Origin of the sequence: Curvibacter lanceolatus ATCC 14669 (assembly GCF_000381265.1) — a bacterium.
Taxonomy (GTDB): domain Bacteria; phylum Pseudomonadota; class Gammaproteobacteria; order Burkholderiales; family Burkholderiaceae_C; genus Curvibacter; species Curvibacter lanceolatus.
On sequence record NZ_KB906267.1, the window covers coordinates 129,932 to 148,364 of the forward strand.

18 protein-coding genes and 1 pseudogene are annotated in these 18,433 nt (G+C 69.0%); 2 read left to right on the plus strand and 17 right to left on the minus strand.

The genetic code is table 11. From position 1 onward, the window contains the following. Positions 1 to 58: 58 nt before the first annotated feature. The 13 genes from F624_RS33605 to F624_RS0122710 all read right to left on the minus strand — a co-directional run bounded on the left by F624_RS33605 (position 59) and on the right by F624_RS0122710 (position 9,947). Positions 59 to 943 carry a F0F1 ATP synthase subunit gamma gene (locus tag F624_RS33605; protein ID WP_019576654.1) on the minus strand — a complete coding sequence of 295 codons (885 nt, stop codon included), beginning with the start codon at positions 941 to 943 and terminating at the stop codon, positions 59 to 61. Continuing rightward, the gene (locus tag F624_RS0122655; protein ID WP_420536287.1) at positions 940 to 2,502 is read right to left on the minus strand and encodes a F0F1 ATP synthase subunit alpha; all 1,563 of its coding nucleotides are present in this window, start codon (positions 2,500 to 2,502) and stop codon (positions 940 to 942) included. Before F624_RS0122655 ends, F624_RS33605 begins: the two co-directional genes overlap by 4 nt. Beyond that, on the minus strand, positions 2,502 to 3,293 hold the full coding sequence (locus F624_RS0122660; protein ID WP_019576656.1) for a F0F1 ATP synthase subunit B family protein: 792 nt from the start codon (positions 3,291 to 3,293) through the stop codon (positions 2,502 to 2,504). The genes F624_RS0122655 and F624_RS0122660 overlap by 1 nt, the downstream gene beginning before the upstream one ends. 18 nt (positions 3,294 to 3,311) lie before the next feature. Further along, positions 3,312 to 3,563, minus strand: coding sequence for a F0F1 ATP synthase subunit C (locus F624_RS0122665; RefSeq protein WP_019576657.1), 252 nt, complete (start codon positions 3,561 to 3,563; stop codon positions 3,312 to 3,314). A gap of 24 nt (positions 3,564 to 3,587) precedes the next feature. Continuing rightward, positions 3,588 to 4,259 carry a F0F1 ATP synthase subunit A gene (atpB, locus tag F624_RS0122670; protein ID WP_019576658.1) on the minus strand — a complete coding sequence of 224 codons (672 nt, stop codon included), beginning with the start codon at positions 4,257 to 4,259 and terminating at the stop codon, positions 3,588 to 3,590. Further along, the gene (locus F624_RS0122675; protein ID WP_019576659.1) at positions 4,256 to 4,552 is read right to left on the minus strand and encodes an ATP synthase subunit I; all 297 of its coding nucleotides are present in this window, start codon (positions 4,550 to 4,552) and stop codon (positions 4,256 to 4,258) included. The genes atpB and F624_RS0122675 overlap by 4 nt, the downstream gene beginning before the upstream one ends. Before the next feature lie 13 nt (positions 4,553 to 4,565). Then, positions 4,566 to 4,868, minus strand: a complete 303-nt coding sequence (locus F624_RS0122680) for an AtpZ/AtpI family protein (protein WP_019576660.1) — start codon at positions 4,866 to 4,868, stop codon at positions 4,566 to 4,568. Continuing rightward, positions 4,865 to 5,341 (minus strand): hypothetical protein, encoded by a 477-nt coding sequence (locus F624_RS35965; protein WP_019576661.1) that lies wholly within the window; start codon positions 5,339 to 5,341, stop codon positions 4,865 to 4,867. Before F624_RS35965 ends, F624_RS0122680 begins: the two co-directional genes overlap by 4 nt. After that, a complete protein-coding gene (atpD, locus tag F624_RS0122690; RefSeq protein WP_031255917.1) occupies positions 5,338 to 6,759 on the minus strand; it encodes a F0F1 ATP synthase subunit beta in 1,422 nt (473 codons plus the stop codon). The genes F624_RS35965 and atpD overlap by 4 nt, the downstream gene beginning before the upstream one ends. A gap of 174 nt (positions 6,760 to 6,933) precedes the next feature. After that, the gene (locus F624_RS33610; protein ID WP_019576663.1) at positions 6,934 to 7,530 is read right to left on the minus strand and encodes a 1,2-dihydroxy-3-keto-5-methylthiopentene dioxygenase; all 597 of its coding nucleotides are present in this window, start codon (positions 7,528 to 7,530) and stop codon (positions 6,934 to 6,936) included. A 16-nt stretch (positions 7,531 to 7,546) separates the two neighbouring features. Then, on the minus strand, positions 7,547 to 8,386 hold the full coding sequence (locus tag F624_RS0122700; protein ID WP_019576664.1) for a MetQ/NlpA family ABC transporter substrate-binding protein: 840 nt from the start codon (positions 8,384 to 8,386) through the stop codon (positions 7,547 to 7,549). Positions 8,387 to 8,416: 30 nt separating this feature from the next. After that, positions 8,417 to 9,079, minus strand: a complete 663-nt coding sequence (locus F624_RS0122705) for a methionine ABC transporter permease (RefSeq protein WP_019576665.1) — start codon at positions 9,077 to 9,079, stop codon at positions 8,417 to 8,419. Then, positions 9,072 to 9,947, minus strand: coding sequence for a methionine ABC transporter ATP-binding protein (locus F624_RS0122710; RefSeq protein ID WP_043426506.1), 876 nt, complete (start codon positions 9,945 to 9,947; stop codon positions 9,072 to 9,074). Before F624_RS0122710 ends, F624_RS0122705 begins: the two co-directional genes overlap by 8 nt. 230 nt (positions 9,948 to 10,177) lie before the next feature. On the opposite strand from F624_RS0122710, the gene F624_RS0122715 reads away from it, so the two are divergent. After that, positions 10,178 to 11,020: a MetQ/NlpA family ABC transporter substrate-binding protein gene (locus F624_RS0122715; protein WP_019576667.1), complete on the plus strand. Its 843-nt coding sequence runs from the start codon at positions 10,178 to 10,180 to the stop codon at positions 11,018 to 11,020. A 10-nt stretch (positions 11,021 to 11,030) separates the two neighbouring features. Then, on the plus strand, positions 11,031 to 12,275 hold the full coding sequence (locus tag F624_RS0122720; protein ID WP_019576668.1) for an acyl-CoA dehydrogenase family protein: 1,245 nt from the start codon (positions 11,031 to 11,033) through the stop codon (positions 12,273 to 12,275). A gap of 94 nt (positions 12,276 to 12,369) precedes the next feature. Here F624_RS0122720 and F624_RS0122725 read toward each other — a convergent pair whose 3' ends face one another. From F624_RS0122725 to F624_RS35975, 4 genes and pseudogenes are all read right to left on the minus strand, one after another. Then, entirely contained in the window at positions 12,370 to 14,040 is a 1,671-nt protein-coding gene (locus tag F624_RS0122725) for an ABC transporter substrate-binding protein (protein ID WP_019576669.1), read from the minus strand. 107 nt (positions 14,041 to 14,147) lie between these two features. Next, positions 14,148 to 15,503, minus strand: a complete 1,356-nt coding sequence (locus F624_RS0122730; protein WP_019576670.1) for an LLM class flavin-dependent oxidoreductase — start codon at positions 15,501 to 15,503, stop codon at positions 14,148 to 14,150. A gap of 126 nt (positions 15,504 to 15,629) precedes the next feature. After that, positions 15,630 to 16,736, minus strand: coding sequence for an HD-GYP domain-containing protein (locus F624_RS35970; protein WP_031255924.1), 1,107 nt, complete (start codon positions 16,734 to 16,736; stop codon positions 15,630 to 15,632). Between the two features lie 180 nt (positions 16,737 to 16,916). Then, positions 16,917 to 18,422: pseudogene (locus F624_RS35975) on the minus strand (response regulator); the annotation flags it as partial. Positions 18,423 to 18,433: the final 11 nt, after the last annotated feature.

Here is an 18,433-nt window from a genome sequence, read left to right on the forward strand (position 1 = left end):
TCCTCATCCCCTGCCCGAAAGCAGCCCGAGCCCGCAGCGCGCAGGCCGGCGGCCACGCTCAAGCCTGGGCCCGCAGGCTGCGCAGCCCTGCCGCCAGTTCGACCACCTCGGCCGTGATGGCCTCCTGGCGCAGGCGGCGTTCGTCGGCCTGCAGGGTCTCTTTCATGTGCCCGATGTTGTCTTGCGCGGCCGCCATGGCCTGCAGGCGCGACAGGTTTTCGCTGGCGTGGCTGTGCAGCACGGCCTGGGCCAGGCGGGCGGCCACGTATTCGCCGGCCAGGCCCTGCAGCAGGCGCTCGGGGCTTTCATGCACCACCGGGGTGGCACGCACCGCGTCGGGCATCGCCTGCCAGTCCAGCGGCAGCAGGCGGCGGCACACCACATGAAAGTGCTGGCCCGCTCCCAGTTCGGCATAGACCATGTCGACCGCGTTGCTGGGCTGCCGGTGCAGCGCCTCCAGCAACAGGGCATGGATGCGTTCGCCGGCCGCCAGAGCGGATTCGGCATGGGCTACCAGGGGCGCACCGCCTTCGACCGGAAGACCGCGCGTGGCGGCCAGCCGCTGGGTTTGCGAGCCCAGCACCAGACAACGAAGGCCGGGTGCCCCCGGGGCCGGCCGGGGGACGACGGCCAGCACCTGCTCGGAAAACCCGCCATTGAAGCCTTGCTCGGCCCCAAACGCCAGGCACAGGCCCTGCGCCTGTGCGGCGGCGCTGCCGGGCAGGCCAGCCCGGGCATCAGGGGCCTGGTCGGTCGGCAGCAGGCTCAGCACCTGGGCCATGGCCTGGGCCACGGTGTCGGCGTAGGTGTTGACGCCTGCGATGAGGGTGCGGGCCTGTTGCGCCCGGGCCGCCGCCATGCCCCGCATGGCGTTGACCAGACCGCCAAAGCCCGACACCGTGGCCAGGCGAGCCTGCACCTCAGCCTGGCCCGCCTGACTCATGCCGGGCCTCCGGCGGGCACACCAGCGATGGGGCGGAACCAGCGCGCCAGGTCCTGACGCAGGCCCTTCAAGGCCGCCTCATCGAGGGCGCTGCGAGAGGCCAGCCGCGCCGCCAGTTCAGGCGCGCCGGGCAAGCCACTGCGCAGCCGCTCCATCAAGGCGGGCAGGCCCGCCGGGCTCAGGCCGTCGAGCAAGCCGTCCTGCAGGGCCATCAACAAGGCCACCTGCAAGGCCGCCGGCTGGGGTGCCAGCCGGGGCTGGGCCAGCACGGCCCGGATGCAGCGGCCGCGCGCCATCTGCTGCTGCACGCGGGCATCGAGCTCGGTGCCAAAGCGGGTGAACATCTCCAGCTCCTGGAACACCGCGTAGTCCAGGCGCAGCGAGTTCACCGACTCGCGCATCAGGGGCGCCTGGGTCTTGCCGCCCACGCGGCTCACGCTGAGGCCGGTGTCCACGGCCGGCAACTGGCCCAGGTCGAACAGGCGGCTGTCCAGCACGATCTGCCCGTCGGTGATGGAGATCAGGTTGGTGGGGATGTAGGCCGACAGGTTGCCGGCCTCGGTCTGAGCAATCGGCAAGGCGGTCAGCGAGCCGCCGCCGCGCGCCGCCGAGAGCTTGGCGGCCCGCTCCAGCAGGCGGGCATGCACATAGAAAATGTCGCCAGGATAGGCCTCGCGGCCCGGGGGCTGCTGCATCAGCAAGGCCAGTTCGCGGTGGGTGGCAGCGTGCTGGCTGAGGTCGTCGACCACCACCAGGGTGTGGCCGCCGCGGTCGCGAAAGTACTCGGCCATCGAAAAGCCCGCAAACGGCGCCAGCCACTGCAGGCCGGGCGCGTCGGTGCCACTGGCCACCACCACGATGCAACGCTCAAAGGCGCCATGGCGCTTCAAGGCCGCGATCACCGCCGCCGCCGACTCGCTCTTCTGGCCCACCGAAATGTAGACACAGACCAGATCGGTATCGCGCTGGGACAGCAGCGCATCCAGCGCCAGGGCGGTCTTGCCGGTGCCGCGGTCACCGATGATCAGCTCGCGCTGGCCGCGGCCCAGGGGAAACAGGGCATCCACGGCCAGGGTGCCGGTGTGCACGGGCTCGTGCACCAGGTCGCGATCGAGGATGCCCGGGGCCGGGCGCTCGGCGGGCAGCCATTCGCTGGCCTCGATGGGGCCGCCGCCGTCCAGGGACCGGCCCAGCGGGTCGACCACCCGGCCCAGCAGCGCGGGGCCCACCGGCACGCGCACCACATCGCCGCTGCGCAGCACCGCCTCGCCGGCGCGCAGGCGGCGGCTGTCGTCCAGCAGCACACAGGCCAGGCTGTCGGCCTGAAGACCGGCGGCGTAGCCCAGGCGCCCGTCGTCAAAATGCAGCAACTCGTTGAGCCGCGCACCGCGCAGGCCCGTGACCCGGGCGATGCCATCGGCCGCGCTGAGCACGCGGCCGCGCTCCTCAAAGCGTGCCTGCGGCTGCACACGGCCCAGGTGCTCGCTGGCACGCTCACGCCAGCCGACCAGGCCCTGGGTCAGGTCGGTGCTCATGGCCGCGTTCAGTTCTGGGGCCATCATGCGCCCTGCTCCGCTGCGGGCTGGGCTGCCAGTTGCTGCAGCTCGGCCCGGGCCGCCTGCAACTCGGCCGCCCAGTTCAGGCCCAGCACACCGTGGGCGAAGCGCAACTCCAGGCCGCACAACAAGGCGGCATCGGGCTTGAATACGCAGGCCAGTTCAGCCCCCTCCACGGAGTCACCGTCGAGGTTCAAGACGCCCTGCAGGTCCTGGGTCAGCTGCGCCTGCACCGGCGGCGGCAAGGGGTGGGCGCTGGCCACTTCCAGGGAGGGCGCACCGTCGCCTGTGGCCAGCCACTGCGCCCGTTGCCCGGCCGGGGTGGCCTGCAGGCGGGCCAGCAGGGCCGGCCAGAAGGCCTCGTCGGGCACGGGGGTGAGGCTCAGCAGGCGCTGCGCCAGCTCGGTGGCCAGCGTGGCCGAGGCCTGGTACAGGGCCGTGCCGGCCTGCACGCGTTCACGCTCGATCTGGGCCTGGGCCTCTTGCAGGCATTGGCGCACGGCGACACGGGCGGCCTCGAGGCGGGCCGCGCTGTCCTGCTCCGCCTGCTCGCGGGCGGTTTGCAGCGTGACCTGGGCCACGCTGTCGGCGGCCTGGCGCTGCTGGGCCAGGGCCTGGAGCTCGGCTTGGGCCTGCTCGCGGCGGGCCTGGGCCTCGGCCAGGGTCTGCTGCACGGTCTGGCGGCGCGCCTCGATCACGGCCAGCAAGGGGCGGTAGAACAGCCAGCGCAGCAAGAGCAGCAGCACCACCAGGTTGCAGGCCTGCAGCAACAGGGTCCAGAGGTCGATGTGCATGGGCGGTCTTCAGTGCATTCAGTGCACAAAAGGGTTGGCAAACAGCAGCAGCAAGGCGATCACCAGGCAGTAGATGGCCATGGTCTCGATCATGGCCAGGCCCACGAACAAGGTGCGCGAGATGGTGCTGGCGGCCTCAGGCTGGCGGGCCAGCGCGTCCATGGCCGCGGCCACGGCCCGGCCCTCGGCCAGCGCGGGCCCGATGGCCCCGAAGGCCACCGCCAGGGCGGCGCAGATGATGCTCACGATTTGAATCCAGCCAGTGTCCATGTGAAAACTCCAGTAGAAAGACGATCAGTCGCCGTGGTCGCCCGCCGCGGCAGCGATGAAGACCATGGCGAGCACGGTGAAGATGTAGGCCTGGATCAGCCCGGTGAGCAGCTCCAGCGCCATGAAAGGCACGGGCACCAGCAGCCCGGCCAGCCCCAGCACCACGGCCGAAATGAACATGCCGCTCATGATGTTGCCGAACAGGCGCACGGTCATGGACACCACGCGGGTCAGGGCCTCGATCAGGTTCAGGGGCAGCATCAGCAAGTTGGGCTCGGTGTAGGTCTTGAGGTAGCCCCACAGCCCATGGCGCCGCACGCCCCAGCCCAGCACGGCCACAAAGACAGCCAATGCCAGGGCCAGATCGGTCTCCAACGCGCCGGTGGGCGGCTCCAGGCCCGGCATCAGGGAGCACAGGTTGGCGCTCAGGATGAAGATGAACAGCGTGGCGATCAGCGGCAGAAAAGGCGCCGGGTCGGCCCGCATGGTGGAGCGCATCTCGCCCTGCAGGGTGTCCAGGGCCATCTCCGCCAGCAGCTGCACCCGCCCGGGGCGGTGCACCGACAGGCCCCGGCGCAGCCAGGCCGCCAGCACGGCCAACACGGCGATCAGCCCCCAGGTGGTGATCACCGGGCCGGTGATGCCCACCGGGCCCAGTTGCCAGACCACCTCGTGCAGAAAGGGCTGGGCCTTCATGGCTGCCCCTCCTGCGGCGCCGCAAGGCCCCGCCGCACCCGGCCGACCAGCCACTGGCGCGCCAGCAGCAGCCCCAGGCCCAGGGCCAGCAGTGCCGGCGCCCCCTGGCGGGCCGTGGCCCAGCACGCGCCGCCCAGCAGGCCCAGGCGCAGCAGGTGCAGGCCCGCCAAGCGGCCCCAGCGTGGCGCCCGGTCGGCTTCGACCAGTTGCCGGCTGAGCCAGCGCAGCGAGCCGAAGTGCCAGGCCCCCAGGGCCAGGCCCAGGGCAAAGTACAAGAGCAGGATCGGGTTCATGCGGCAGGGGTCCTCATCTGTGGTGCATCCAGCGCCAGGCGGCCACCGCGCCCACCGCCACCCCCAGCAGCAGCAAGGCCGCACTGAAGGTGATGCCCGTGCCCAGGCGGTGGTCCAGCCAGCGGCCACCCGCCAGGCCCAGCAGCATGGGCAGCACGATCACCCAGCCCAGCACGCCCAGGGTGGAGAGCTGGCGCAGCAGCGTGGGCTCGCCCTCGCGCAGGCTGCGCTGGCGCCGGCCGGCCTGGCGCTGCACCTCTTCCAGCAGGGCGGGCGTGTCGGTGTCATGCGGGGCGCTCGGCCGTGGATCCTTCATGGGGTGCTCCAGGGCACTTGGGGGTGCCGTTGCAGCGGCCGGATCAGCTCGCGCAGCACCTGCACCTCCAGGTGCCGGCTGTTGCGGCGCGCGGCCTGCTCGCGTTGCTCTCGCTCACGCAGGCGGGCCAGCACCTGGTGCTCCAGCTGGTCCAGGTCGTCGCCCAGCACGGCCTCCCGGGCGGCCACATGCAAGTCGCAACCGCGCTGCAGTGTCAACACGCCGCCGCTCACGGCGCAGTAGTGCCAATGTTGCTGCGCATCGCGCCAGCTCAGCACGCCCACCCCCAGCAGTGACAGCAGATCCGCGTGGCCCGGCCACAGGCCAAAGCCGCCGCTGGCATCCTGGGCCCGCACCGAGCGCACGCCGGCCTCGTCCACCAGCACCGAGCCCAGGCTGCTCAGCACCAGGTGCAGCCCGGCCACATGGGGCCAGGCGGGCAAACGGGCGTCAGCCGTGCCGGGCTCACTCATGCGGCCCCCTTCTGCTGGGCTTCTTCAAAACTGCCCACCATGTAGAAGGCGCTTTCAGGCAAGGCGTCGCCCGCCCCGTCGAGGATGGCGCGGCAGCCCTTGAGCGTGTCGGCCAGGCGCACCTGGCGACCGGGCTTGCCCGTGAAGGCCTGGGTGACGGCAAAAGGCTGGGTCAGAAAGCGCTGCAGGCGCCGTGCCCGCGCCACGCGCTGCTGGTCTTCGGGGCTGAGTTCGGCCACGCCCAGCAGGGCAATGATGTCCTGCAGCTCGCGGTAGCGGGCCAGGGTCTCGCGCACCTCGCGGGCCAGGGCACAGTGCTCGGCCCCGACCACGGCCGGGTCGAGCAGGCGCGATTGCGAGGCCAGCGGATCGACCGCCGGGTACATGCCCTCGGCGGCCAGGCTGCGCGACAGCACGATGCGGCTGTCCAGGTGGGTGGCGATGGCGGCCACGGCCGGGTCGGTGAAATCGTCGGCCGGCACGTACACCGCCTCGATGGCGGTGATGGCCGCGTGCTCGCCACAGGCGATGCGCTCCTGCACCGCCGCCACCTCGGTGGCCAGCGTGGGCTGGTAGCCCACGCGTGAGGGCAGCCGCCCCAGCAGGCCCGACACCTCGGCACCCGCCTGCACAAAGCGGAACACGTTGTCCATCAAGAGCAGCACATTGCGCTGTTGCTCGTCGCGAAAATACTCGGCCAGGGTGAGTGCGGCCAGCGGGGTGCGCCAGCGCGCGCCCGAGGGTTCGTTCATCTGCCCGAACACCAGCACGCTTTTGGCCAGCATGCCCGAGTCGCGCATGTCCATCAGCAGCTCATGCCCCTCGCGGCTGCGCTCGCCCACGCCGGCAAACACCGACAGGCCCTGGTAGGTGTCGGCCATGGCGTGGATCAACTCCATCACCAGCACGGTCTTGCCCACACCCGCGCCCCCGAACATGGCCGCCTTGCTGCCCAGGGCCAGCGGGGCCAGCAGGTCGATGACCTTGATGCCGGTCTCGAACACCTCGGCCACGGCCCGGCGGCGCGACAGCGGCAGCGGCTCTGCATGGATGGGGCGGCGCGGCACCTGCGGCCCCAAGGCCGGACCGCCGTCTCCAGGCTCGCCCAGCACATTGATCAGGCGGCCCAGCAGGGCCTCGCCCACCGGCACCATCACGGGCGCGCCCGTGTCGAGCACCGCCGTGTCGCGGGCCAGGCCCTGGGTGTCTTGCAGGGCCACGGTGCGCACGGTGCTGGCGTCAAGTTGCGCCTCCACCTCCAGGATCAGGGTCTGGGGCTGGTCCCACAGCACCTGCAAGGCGGTGGCAGGGGCCGGCAACAAGCCGTCTTCGAAACGCACATCGACCACCCCGCCCTGCACGGCGAGCACGCGACCGCGGGCCAGGGTGGGCGAGACAAGGGAAGGAACAGTGGGCATGGGTGACTGGAACGAGGCAAGCCCGAGGGCCCCATCGTCGCCGGGCAGCATGGCGCGGCGATGACAAAGGGCGCTTGATCAGGCTTGATCGGTCAGCTCATTGAAGCCCAGCAGGCACCCCAAGCCATTGACCCAGGTCAATCAGCGAGGCCCGCCTTGCGTAAAGCCCGCGCCTCAGCAGACCAGATCGTCAGGGCTGGCGTAGCCGGTCTGCTCCAGCAACTGGCTGACAAAGGCGTCAAAGTCAGGCAACTCGGGGCGCTGCAGGCCGCTGGGCTGGGCCACCCAGCCTTCGGCCTGCCCGAGCAGGCGCAGCGCGTCAAAGTGAGGCTCGGCCCCGGCATCAAAGCTGTGGGCCAGGCCGGCCGGCAGGGCCACCCAGTCGCCGGCCTCGCACAACAGGCCCACAAAGCCCTCGGGGTGGCGCACGGTGAACAGACCGGCGCCGGCCAGGAACACGCGCAGCTCGGCCTCGCTGTGGCGGTGCTCCTGGGTGAATTGTTGGCGCAGTGCGGGCCAGCCGGGCTGGCCAGGGTTCACCCGCACCCGGTCGATGCGGTGCAGGCCCAGCCCCTGGTCCAGGCTGGCCAACGGCACCTGCTGAGCCTGCAGCCAGGCCTGGGCGCCTGGCGCGTCGGGCTCGGGTGCAGGGCCCAGATGCAACACGCCCCAACTCACCCCCAGGCCCTGCAGCCAGGGGGCGATGCGGTGCTCGCACACCAGGGTGTCCTGCCAATGCCCGGCGGCATCAAAGAGTGCCAATGCGGCCATGCCCTGCCCCGTCCGTTTACTGCAGGAAGGCCGGCTTCGCGTAGCCGGCGAAACGGCTGTCCACCACGGCCTTGAACTCCTTCGAACGGTAAGCCTCGGCGATGTCGCGCGCCCAAGGTGTGTCTTGATCGGCGCGCTTCACGGCCACCACATTCAGGTAGTGGTCGGGGGTCTTTTCCAGGGCCACGGCTTCGGTCAGCTTAAGGCCCGAGGAGATGGCAAAGTTGCCGTTGACGATGGCGTACTCGGCATCGCCCAGCGAGCGCGGCAGCTGGGCGGCCTCCAGCGGGATCAGCTTGAGCTTCAAGGGGTTGGCCTCCAGGTCTTTTTCGCTGGCGCGCAGCGGGTCGATGCCCGCCTTGAGCTTGACCAGGTGGTTCTGCTCCAGCAGCACCAGGGCACGGGCCAGGTTGCTCGGGTCGTTGGGCAGGGTCACGCGGTCACCCTCACGGGCTTCGGCCAGGGTCTTGCGGCGGGTGGAGTACACGCCCAGCGGGGCGATGGGGCCCTGCACCAGTTCGACCAGATCCAGCTTCTGATCCGCCGCAAACTTGCGCAGGTACACGCGGTGCTGGAAGAAGTTGGCATCGAGCGAACCCTGGGCCAGGGCCAGGTTGGGCTGCACGTAGTCGTTGAACTCGACCAGCTTGACCTGGTAGCCCTTCTTTTCGAGCAGCGGCACGATGCCGGCCTTGAGCTGGTCGATGTTGGAGCCGGCGGTGCCGCCGATCACCAGCTCTTTCTTGCTGGCGCTCTGGGCCAGCGCGGCGCCCGGGCCCAGCAAGGCCAGGGCGGTGGTGGCGGCCAGGGCCGACAGCCAGGCACGGCGGGGAAGAAGGCGTTGGAATGCGGTCATGGGAATGCTTTCAAAAATGGGGGAAAGGTCTCAGCGCTTGTCGAGGCGGCGCGCCACGGTGTTGCCGGTGAACTGCACGGCCTGCACCAGCAGCACCAGCAGGGCCACGGTGAGCACCATCACATCGGTCTGGAAGCGGTAGTAGCCGTAGCGGATGGCCAGGTCGCCAATGCCGCCGCCGCCCACCACACCGGCAATCGCCGAGTACGACAGAAAGCTCACGGCCAGCACGGTCAGGGCCAGCACCAGGCCCGAACGGGCCTCGACCAGCAGCACACGCCAGACGATCTGCAGCTCACTGGCGCCCATGGCGTGGGCCGCCTCGATCACCCCGCGCGGCACATCGCGCAGGCACTGGTCCACCAGGCGGGCCAGGTAGGGGATGGCGGCAAACGACAGCGGCACGGCCGCCGCCAGCGGCCCGATCGAGGTGCCGACGATGGAGCGCGTGAACGGCACCAGGGCCACCAGCAAGATGATGAAGGGGAAGGAGCGCACGGTGTTGACCAGCCAGTTCAGCACCAGAAAGGCCGGCTTGTTGTCCAGCGACTGGCCCGGCCCCAGCAGAAACAGCAGCACCCCCAGCGGGCCGCCGATCAGCACAGCGGCCGACAGGCCGATGGCCAGCATCAGAAAGGTCTGGGCGGTGGCCACCCACAGCTCGGGCAGGATGGCGGCGATGTTCTCAGGCATAGGCCAACTCCTTGGCGTGGACAGAATTCAGGGAAGCGCGGGAGGCATCACGGGAGGTGTCTCGTGCCGCATCGCGGGCCGGGCGGCTGCGCACCAGCTCGGCCAGTTCGCGGCCCAGCACGGTCTGGCGTTCCACGCCCAGCTCGTCCACCGCAAACTGCTCCACCAGGCGGCCCTGCTCCAGGATGGCGACATGGCGGCACAACAGCTCGACCACCGACAGCTCATGGGTGACGATGACGATGGTCACACCCACCTTCTGGTTGATGTCACGCAGGGTCTCCAGCAGCGAGCGGGTGGTCTCGCTGTCGAGCGCCGAGGTGGGCTCGTCGCACAGCAGCACCTGGGGGCGCGGCGCCAGGGCGCGGGCAATCGCCACACGCTGCTTCTGGCCGCCCGAGAGCTGGGCCGGGTAGCTTTGCGCCTTTTCGGGCAGGCCCACCAGGGCCAGGCATTCGTGCACACGCTCGGCGATCTCTGCACGGCTGTGGCGACCGTGGATCTTCAGCGCAAAGGCCACGTTGTCGAACACGGTGGCGTTCTGCAGCAGGTTGAACTGCTGAAAAATCATGCCGATGTTCTGGCGCGTGTCGCGCAGCTCGCTGCGCGTCAGTGCGGTCAGGTCGCGCCCGGCCACCAACACGCGGCCGCCATCGGGCTTTTCGAGCAGGTTGATCAGGCGCAGCAGGGTGGATTTGCCAGCGCCGCTCTTGCCGATCAGGCCGAACACGTCGCCAGCCTGGATGCTCAGCGACACCTCGCGCACCGCATCGAAGGCGGCGCCGCCGGGCAGGGCAAATGATTTGCGCACCGCCTCCAGCCGGATCACGGGGGCCGCCTCGGCGGCCGGAGAAGTTAAACCAGTCATGGGTTGGGGGGTGATGAAGAAAGGCCGCAGTATCTGCAAGCCCCCGCCGAAGCGGAACGAATGAAACAGCCGACGCTTATCCGGTTTGCGCATAAGCCGGCCCAGCGGCCATCGCGTCGCGCCCACCCGATAAGCACATGCGAATTGCTTCCTTGGCAGCACGCGCCAAGGCTTGCACAGTGGGCCGCCTGTCTGAACTGAAAAGGCGGCCCGCGCCGCCCGCATTTGCCATGTCCCTGTTTTCTGCACGCCCCACCCGTCGCCACGTCACCCGTCGCCACCTCGCCCTGGGCCTGAGCGCCCTGGCCCTGTCGCTGGCCGCGCTGAGCCCTGCCCTGGCCCAGGACAAGAAGACCCTCAAGGTGGGCATCTCGGTCGGCCACGCCGAAGAGATCTTTGCCGTGGTCAAGAAGGTGGCGGCCCGCGACGGCCTGAACATCGAAGTGATCACCTTCAACGACTACCAGCTGCCCAATGCGGCCCTGGCCGCCGGCGACCTGGACGCCAACGCCTTCCAGCACAAGCCCTTTCTCGACAACCAGATCAAGGCCCGCGGCTTTGACCTGGTGCCGGTGGGCCTGACCATCACCGCGCCGCTGGGCTTTTACTCGCGCAAGATCAAGTCCATCGCCGACCTGCCCGAGGGCGCTTCGGTGGGCATCCAGAACGACCCGAGCAACGGCAACCGGGCGCTGCTGCTGCTGCAGTCGGCCGGCCTGATCACCCTGAAGCCCGAAGCCGTGAAGAACAACAATGCCACCCCGCTGGACGTGGTGAGCAACCCGCGCAAGCTCAAGCTGGTGGCGCTGGACGCCGCCCAGCTGCCGCGCTCGCTGGACGACCTGGTGATCGCCTCGATCAACAACGACTACGCCTCGCAAGCCGGCCTCTCGCTGCAGCGCGACGCCGTGATCAAGGAGGCCCCCCAGGGCCCCTACGCCAACCTGATCGCCGTGCGCCGTGCCGATCAGAACCAGCCCTGGGTGAAGCGCCTGGTCGCGGCCTACCAGTCGCCCGAAGTGAAGCAGTTCATTGAAAGCAAGTTCAACGGCGCCCTGGTGCCGGCCTTCTGAAGGATGTCCCATGAGTACCGCCACCGCTGATCACAACGACACCCAGGTCAACCCCCACCCTGCCCCGCTGGGCCACGCCCTGCCCCCAGCAGCCGATGCCGCCATCCTGCATGCCCGCGCCCAGGCCCTGCTGCCCGAGATCGCGGCCGGTGCCGCCGAACGCGAGCGCAAGCGCGAGCTGCCCTATGCCCTGGTGCGCCGCATCGCCGAGGCCGGCTTGCTGACCTGGCGCATCCCCAAGGCCCAGGGCGGCCCAGGCGCCTCGGTGCACGATGTGATCCGCTTTGTGATCGACCTGGCGGCGGCAGACTCGAACGTGGCCCAGGCCCTGCGGCCCAATTTCGGCACCGTCGACAGCCTGCTATACGGGGGCACCGAGGCCGAACAGCGGCGCTGGTTCCCACGCCTGCTGGCCGGCGAGATCTTCGGCAATGCCGGGCTGGAGCGCGGGGGCGCCCATGGCGCCAACACCGCCCAGTTGCGCCGCGAAGGCGAGCACTACCGCATCAGCGGCAGCAAGTACTACAGCACCGGCGCCCTGTATGCCGACTGGATCGGTTCGTTGGCCCTCAATGAGGAAGGCCGCGAGGTCGCCTTCACCGTGCCACGGCACCGCCCGGGGCTGGAGCTGGTGGACGATTTCGACACCACCGGCCAGCGCCTGACGGCCAGCGGCAGCACGCACTTTCAAAACGTGCTGGTGCGGGCCGAAGAGGTGCGGGTGAACTCCTTCCCGCGTGACCGCCGCAGCCCGATTGCACCGCTGTTCCAGCTCTTCCTGGCCGCGGTGCAGGCCGGCATTGCGCGCAACGCCCTGAACGACGCCGTGGCCTTTGCCCGCCACAAGGCACGCCCCATCCGCCACAGCACGGCCACCCGTTCGGTGGACGACCCCTATGTGCAAGAAACCGTGGGCCAGATCGCCGCCCAGGCCTATGCCGCCGAGGCCACCGTGCTGCGCGCCGCCGATGCGATTGACGCGGCCTGGGCCGACCAGCTCAGCAACAGCGCCCTGACCCAGGCCTCGATCGAAGTCGCCCAGGCCCAGTACTTTGCGGCCGATGCGGCCCTGAAGGCCTCCGAACTGGCCTTTGACGTGGGCGGCGCCTCAGCCACCGACCGCAACGTCAACCTCGACCGCCACTGGCGCAACGCCCGCACCGTGGCCAACCACAACCCGCGCCAGTGGAAGGCCGCCGCCAGCGGGGCCTGGCACCTGAGTGGGACGGCACCGCCGACCACTGGGTTGTTCTGAGTCACCGTTGCGGACTTGCAGCCCGGTCGGGCTGCAGCCTCGCACCCCAAGGCCATGGCCCCGAAAGGGCCATGGCCTTTGTCATTGGGGGCGTTTACTTGCCCGCGGCCGGCTGCAGCCAGGCATCGGCATACGAGGCAAACAGGCCGTCGCCCTGCGCCACGGTCTTGTGAAAGCGCGCGGTGGAGACGGTGACCCAGGTCTGCTCGATCAGGTCCAGCACGGGCAGGTCTTCTTGCACGATCTGTTGCCACTGGGTGATCAAGGCCTTGCGCCGGGTCGGGTTGGCCTCGTCGGCGGCGGCTTCCATGATCTTGTCCAGCGCGGGGTTGGAGTAGCCCGAGCCATTGGTCCAGGGGGCGCCCTTGATGATGTTGCGGGTCCAGAACAGGCGCTGCACGCCCAGGGTGGGGTCGGGCAGGCGGTGCAGGCTGGAGATCATCAGGTCGTAGTCCTGGTCGGTGAACACGCGTTTGAGGTAGCTCACCGTGTCGCCGCCGCGCAGCACCACATCCACCCCGACGCGCCCGAGGGATTGCCGGATGAACTCGGCCTCACGCGACGCGGTGCCGCCACCACCGTCGTAGTCCAGCGTGACCTTCAGGCGCTTGCCATCGGGCCCCTTGCGAAAGCCCGCCTCGTCGAGCAGGGCCTCGGCCTTCTTGAGGTCATAGGGGTATTGGCGGGTGTCGGGCGAGTAATAGTTGACCACCGACGAGGGCACGGGGCCGGTGGCCGGCTTGCCATAGCCCCAGAACACCACCTTGAGCAGCGCGTTCTTGTCGATCGCATGGGCAAAGGCCTGGCGCACCCGCTTGTCGCTCAGGTAGGGGCGGCGCACGTTGAACTGGGTCAGGAAGATGGTCGACAGGTAGCGGCCATCATCGAGATTGATGGTCCATTTGGCCGGGTCGCTGAAGCGCTCGAGGTTGGACAGCGGGATGCTGGAGCCCAGGGCCACGTCGATCTCGCCCACCTCCAGGGCCACAGCGCGGGCCGCTGCGTCGGGGATGAACTTGAACACGATGCCCTGCAGGTAGGGCTGGCCCTTTTGCCAGTAGTGGGGGTTGCGCTCCAGCCGCACGTGGCTGCCCTTGACCCATTCCTTGAACACAAAGGGACCCGTGCCCACGGGCGCCAGGTTGGCCGGGTTGTTCTGCACGTCGGTGCCGGCATACAGGTGCTTGGGCAGGATCTGGGCACCGTAGCTGTTGATGTAGTTCAGCAGGTAGGGGGCCGGCGAGGACAGGTGGATCACCACGGTGGATTTGTCGGGGGTGTCGACCTTCTCGACGTTGGCAAAGGCAGCACGGCCGAAGGGGTGCAGCTTCTTCCAGACGTTGAGCAGGGTGTATTCGACGTCGGCCGAGGTGAAATCCTTGCCGTCATGCCATTTCACGTTCTCGCGCAGCTTGAAGCGCAGGGTCAGGCCGTCTTCCGATAGCTGCCACGAGGTGGCCAGCGCCGGCACGGGCTGCAGGTTCAGGTCAAAGCTGACCAGGCCTTCGAGCACCTTGCTGGAGACCTGGCCGATGTTCATGGTGGTGATGAAGGCCGAGGTCAGCAGCGTGGGCTCGGGCGACACAGCCACGTTGAGCACGCCGCCGCTGACCGGGGTCAGCTCGGCGGCTTTGGCCCCGCTCGCGGGCTTGGCGCTTTGGGCCAGGACGGGCCCCTGGGCGACGCCCATCAAGGCAAGGGAGGTGGCCAGGGGCACGGCCAGGCGGCTCAAGGCGCCGCGGGCAAGAAGGGTTCTGCGCTTCATGTTGTAGGGAGGGGTGGGTTGAGAAAACGTGACAAAGCCAACAGCGGGGCCCCAAGGCTCCGCTGCGGTCAAAAAATGCAGGGGGCAAGGCCCCGCCGCTCGGGGTCTCAGGCGGCCTGCAGGCGCGGGCGGCGCTCCACCGCCGGCCGGGCCAGGCCCAGGTGCTCGCGCAGGGTGCTGCCTTCGTAGGCGTGACGGAAGATGCCGCGCTGGCGCAGCAGCGGCACCACACCATCGACAAAGTCCTGCAGGCCGCCGGGCAGCACATCGGGCATCAGGTTGAAACCGTCGGCGGCCCCGGCGCGGAACCAATGCTCGATGTCGTCGGCGATCTGCTCGGGTGTACCCACGATCACGCGGTGGCCACCGCCGCCGGCCAGGGCCCGGATCAGCTCGCGCACCGTGTAGTTGTGGCGGGTGGCCAGGGCACGCACAAAGTTGAAGAAGGTGTGGTTGCCGTTGCCGCCACCGGGCAGGGGCAGGTTCTCGGGCAGGCGCTCATCGAGCTTCAGGCGGTCGGCGCTGATGCCCAGGGTGCCGGCCAGGCGGTTCAGGCTGTAGCGCCAGGGGATCAGGTCGACCAGTTCGTCGCGGCGGCGCAGGGCCTCGGCCTCGGTGCTGCCGATGATGGTGGTCAGGCCGGCCAGCACCTTGACGGCGTCGGGGCCGCGGCCCAGGGCCTCGGCCCGGCTCTTGAGCTCACGCCCGTAGGCCAGCGATTCTTCAAAGGACTGCGAGGCCGAGAACACCGCCTCGGCATGGCGGGCCGCCAGTTCACGCCCATCGGCCGAGCCGCCGGCCTGCACCAGCACCGGGCGGCCTTGCGGGCTGCGCGGCAGGTTCAGCGCGCCCTGCACCGAGTAGAACTCGCCCTGGTGGTGGATGGGGTGCACCTTGTCGGTGTCGACAAAGCGGCCCGAGGCCTTGTCGCCCACAAAGGCGTCGTCGTCCCAGCTGTCCCACAAGGCCTTGACCACCTCGGTGAACTCGCTGGCCCGGCGGTAGCGCTGGGCGTGCTCGGGCACGGCATCGCGCCCGAAGTTGCGTGCCGAGGGCAGATCGGCCGTGGTGACGATGTTCCAGCCGGCGCGCCCGCCGCTCACGTGGTCGAGCGTGGCAAAGCGGCGTGCGATGTTGTAGGGCTCGTTGTAGCTGGTGGAGGCGGTGCCGATCACGCCGATGCGACGCGTGGCCGCGGCCACGCTGGCCAGCAGCACGGTGGGCTCGAGTGCGGTGATGGGGCGGAAATCGATCTGATCGACGATGGCGGCGTTGTCGGCCAGGAAGATGGCGTCAAACGTGCCCAGCTCGGCCAGCTGGGCCGCCCGGATGTAATGCTGTACATCGATGAAGGCCTTGGGGTCGGCCTCGGCCACGCGCCAGGCCGAGGGCAGAAAGCCCGAGTGCAAGGCATTGAGGTTGATGTGCAGTTGACGGGGCGGGCGGGCAGCAGGTGCGGTCATGGTGGGTTGCTATGCAGGTGGCGGCCAGTGGCCTAGGCCCTGATTGCACCGGAGGCCCGCCCTCAGGCCAACAAAGCTTTCCGAATTTGCATCCTCAGAAAACGCACCCGCCCTGCCCCGCCGCCGTCAATGGTCCCCATCCGACAGGCTGATCGCGATGCGCCGGAAGTCGGCCTCGACCTCCAGGAAGACATCGAACACCTCGGGGTCGAAGTGCGTGCCACGGCCTTGGCGCAGGATGATCATGGCCTCTTCGTGGCTCATGGCCCCCTTGTAGACGCGCCGGCTGATCAGCGCGTCGTACACATCGGCGATCGCCATCAGGCGCGCCGACAGCGGAATCGCCTCGCCCACCAGGCCTTCGGGGTAGCCCGAGCCGTCCCATTTCTCCTGGTGGTAGAGGGCAATCTCCTTGGCCGGCTGCAAAAAGGGCAGGTGCATGTCCATGGATTTTTCGGCGCGCTCGATGGCCTGGTAACCCAGCGTGGTGTGGGTCTTCATGATCTCGAACTCTTCGGGCGTGAGCCTGCCGGGCTTGAGCAGAATGCTGTCAGGGATGCCGACCTTGCCAATGTCGTGCAGCGGGGCCGACTTGTACAACAGGTGGATGTAGGCATCGGTCAGCACCGGGGCGTACTTGGGCAGGGCCTGCAGCTTCTGCGCCAGGCAGCGAACATAGCGCTGGGTGCGCAGGATGTGGTTGCCGGTCTCGTTGTCGCGGGTCTCGGCCATCGACGACATGGCCAGGATGGTGACGTCCTGCATGGCCGAGAGCTCGCGTGTGCGCTTGCCCACCTCTTCTTCGAGAAAGCCGTTCTTGTCGCGCAGGAAATCGGCCATGCGCTTGAGCTGCAACTGCGCCTGCACCCGGGCCAGCACCACCGGCGGGCTGATGGGCTTGGCGATGTAGTCCACGCCGCCCACCTTGAAGCCCGCCGACTCCGACTCGATGTCGGTCTTGGCCGTGAGGAACAGAACCGGGATGTGGGCGCTGCGCGGGTCTTGCTTGAGCCGGCGGCAGACTTCGTAGCCATCCATCTCGGGCATCATCACATCGAGCAGGATGATGTCGGGCGCCGGGCTGGCCTGGGCGATCTGCAAGGCGCGCTCGCCCTTGCTGGCCACGCGCACCTTGTAGTGGTCCTTGAGCACGGCGCTCATCAGCGACAGGTTCTCGGGTGTGTCGTCCACCACCAGCACCACCGGGCGCTCGGCGCTGGCGTCGGGGCCCACGGGCGGAGCAGTTGCAGCGGTCCCAGTGGCGGACAGCGCAGCATTCAACGCAGGCGCCGAATGCGCGGCCGTGGACGGCGAAGTCGCCAAGGGCTGCGGGGACAAATGGGCCTCGATGCCGGTAATCAGTTCAGCCAACTGCCGGGCCAGCACCCCCGCCTGGGTCAGCGCGTCGGGGCGGCGGCTCGGCTCACGCAGCGCCTCTTCGAGACGCCCCGCCTGCGCCTGCAGGCCATGCGCGCCGATGTTGCCGGCCACCCCCTTGAGGGTGTGGGCCACCATTTCGGCGGCACTCCAGTCCTGGGATTGCACCAGGGCCAGGATCTCGTCGCCCATGCTGCGCTGCCCGGCCACGAAACGGCGCAACAGCGACAGGTACAGGGGGATGTTGCCAATGGCGCGGCGCAGGCCTTGCGCCACATCCAGGCCCGGGATTTGCAGCACGGCGCTGCCCACCAGGCCGCTGCGGCTCTCGCTGGCCTCGGGCGCACGGGCCCCTTCGGCCTCGCCCCGGCTCGGAATCCAGCGCAGCAGGGCACGCCACAGATCATCGGGTTCGATCGGCTTGGTGATGAAGTCGACCATGCCGGCGGTGAGGCACAACTCGCGGTCAGTCTGGCGGGCGTTGGCCGTCATGGCGACGATGGGCACGTGCTGGTACTCGTCGAGCTTGCGGATTTCCTGGGTGGCGGTGACGCCGTCCATGACCGGCATCTGCATGTCCATCAGCACGATGTCGTAGTCGCTGCGCCGGATCTGGTCCAGGGCCTCCTGCCCGTTCTCGGCGATGTCCACCACCAGGCCCGACAGGCGCAGCATGCCGGCGGCCACTTCCTGGTTGATGTCGTTGTCCTCGACCAGCAGCACACGGGCGCCGCGCAAGCGCTCCAGCGCTTGCGGCTGGGGGCTCTGGTCCATCTCGCGCGAGGCGGCCACGGCCGAGGCCACCTTGCGCAGCGTGCGGCTGCCCAACACCTGCATGACCGTGTCAAACAGCACCGAGGGGTTCACGGGCTTGAGCATCACAGCGTTCACGCCGGCACCGAAGGCCTCCATGCGGATGTCGTCGTTGTTGTCGGCGGCCACCAGCACGCAGGGCGGCACCTTGCGCAGAACCTGACGGCGCAGCTGATCGGCGACCGCCAGGCCATTGAGGCCGGGCATCTTCCAGTCCAGAAAGACCAGCTCAAACGGGGTCTTGTTGTCGTCGTGCTCCTGGATGAGCTGCAGTGCCGCTTCGCCCGAGGCCGCCTCGTGCACCACAAAGGTCTGCTGGCGCAACATCTGGCTGAGGATCTCGCGGGCGCGGGCGTTGTCGTCCACCACCAGCATCTTCTTGCCGCGCAGATCGGGTTCGGGTTGGGGCAGGTTGCGTTGCTCGCTGCTCTTGCCCAGGCGGGCGGTGAACCAGAAGGTCGCCCCCTGCCCCAACTCGCTGTCCACCCCCACCTCGCCACCCATCAGCGCCGCCAGCCTCTTGCTGATCGCCAGCCCCAGCCCCGTGCCACCGTACTTGCGCGTCGTCGACGAATCCGCCTGCTGGAAGCTCTCGAACAAGCGGTCCTTCTGCTCTTCGCTCAAACCGATGCCAGTGTCCCGCACCGCCAGGTACAGCAACACCTCCCCTTCGCTCTCCTCGCGCTTTCTCACCTGGATCGTCACCTCGCCACGCTCCGTGAACTTCACCGCGTTGTTGG

What these genes read in the sequence shown, in the direction of transcription:
- F624_RS33605 (WP_019576654.1), bottom strand. Translation starts at nt 943, where the DNA reads ATGAGTCAGGCGGGCCAGGCTGAGGTGCAGGCTCGCCTGGCCACGGTG.
- F624_RS0122655 (WP_420536287.1), bottom strand. Translation starts at nt 2,502, where the DNA reads ATGGCCCCAGAACTGAACGCGGCCATGAGCACCGACCTGACCCAGGGC.
- F624_RS0122660 (WP_019576656.1), bottom strand. Translation starts at nt 3,293, where the DNA reads ATGCACATCGACCTCTGGACCCTGTTGCTGCAGGCCTGCAACCTGGTG.
- F624_RS0122665 (WP_019576657.1), bottom strand. Translation starts at nt 3,563, where the DNA reads ATGGACACTGGCTGGATTCAAATCGTGAGCATCATCTGCGCCGCCCTG.
- atpB (WP_019576658.1), bottom strand. Translation starts at nt 4,259, where the DNA reads ATGAAGGCCCAGCCCTTTCTGCACGAGGTGGTCTGGCAACTGGGCCCG.
- F624_RS0122675 (WP_019576659.1), bottom strand. Translation starts at nt 4,552, where the DNA reads ATGAACCCGATCCTGCTCTTGTACTTTGCCCTGGGCCTGGCCCTGGGG.
- F624_RS0122680 (WP_019576660.1), bottom strand. Translation starts at nt 4,868, where the DNA reads ATGAAGGATCCACGGCCGAGCGCCCCGCATGACACCGACACGCCCGCC.
- F624_RS35965 (WP_019576661.1), bottom strand. Translation starts at nt 5,341, where the DNA reads ATGAGTGAGCCCGGCACGGCTGACGCCCGTTTGCCCGCCTGGCCCCAT.
- atpD (WP_031255917.1), bottom strand. Translation starts at nt 6,759, where the DNA reads ATGCCCACTGTTCCTTCCCTTGTCTCGCCCACCCTGGCCCGCGGTCGC.
- F624_RS33610 (WP_019576663.1), bottom strand. Translation starts at nt 7,530, where the DNA reads ATGGCCGCATTGGCACTCTTTGATGCCGCCGGGCATTGGCAGGACACC.
- F624_RS0122700 (WP_019576664.1), bottom strand. Translation starts at nt 8,386, where the DNA reads ATGACCGCATTCCAACGCCTTCTTCCCCGCCGTGCCTGGCTGTCGGCC.
- F624_RS0122705 (WP_019576665.1), bottom strand. Translation starts at nt 9,079, where the DNA reads ATGCCTGAGAACATCGCCGCCATCCTGCCCGAGCTGTGGGTGGCCACC.
- F624_RS0122710 (WP_043426506.1), bottom strand. Translation starts at nt 9,947, where the DNA reads ATGACTGGTTTAACTTCTCCGGCCGCCGAGGCGGCCCCCGTGATCCGG.
- F624_RS0122715 (WP_019576667.1), top strand. Translation starts at nt 10,178, where the DNA reads ATGTCCCTGTTTTCTGCACGCCCCACCCGTCGCCACGTCACCCGTCGC.
- F624_RS0122720 (WP_019576668.1), top strand. Translation starts at nt 11,031, where the DNA reads ATGAGTACCGCCACCGCTGATCACAACGACACCCAGGTCAACCCCCAC.
- F624_RS0122725 (WP_019576669.1), bottom strand. Translation starts at nt 14,040, where the DNA reads ATGAAGCGCAGAACCCTTCTTGCCCGCGGCGCCTTGAGCCGCCTGGCC.
- F624_RS0122730 (WP_019576670.1), bottom strand. Translation starts at nt 15,503, where the DNA reads ATGACCGCACCTGCTGCCCGCCCGCCCCGTCAACTGCACATCAACCTC.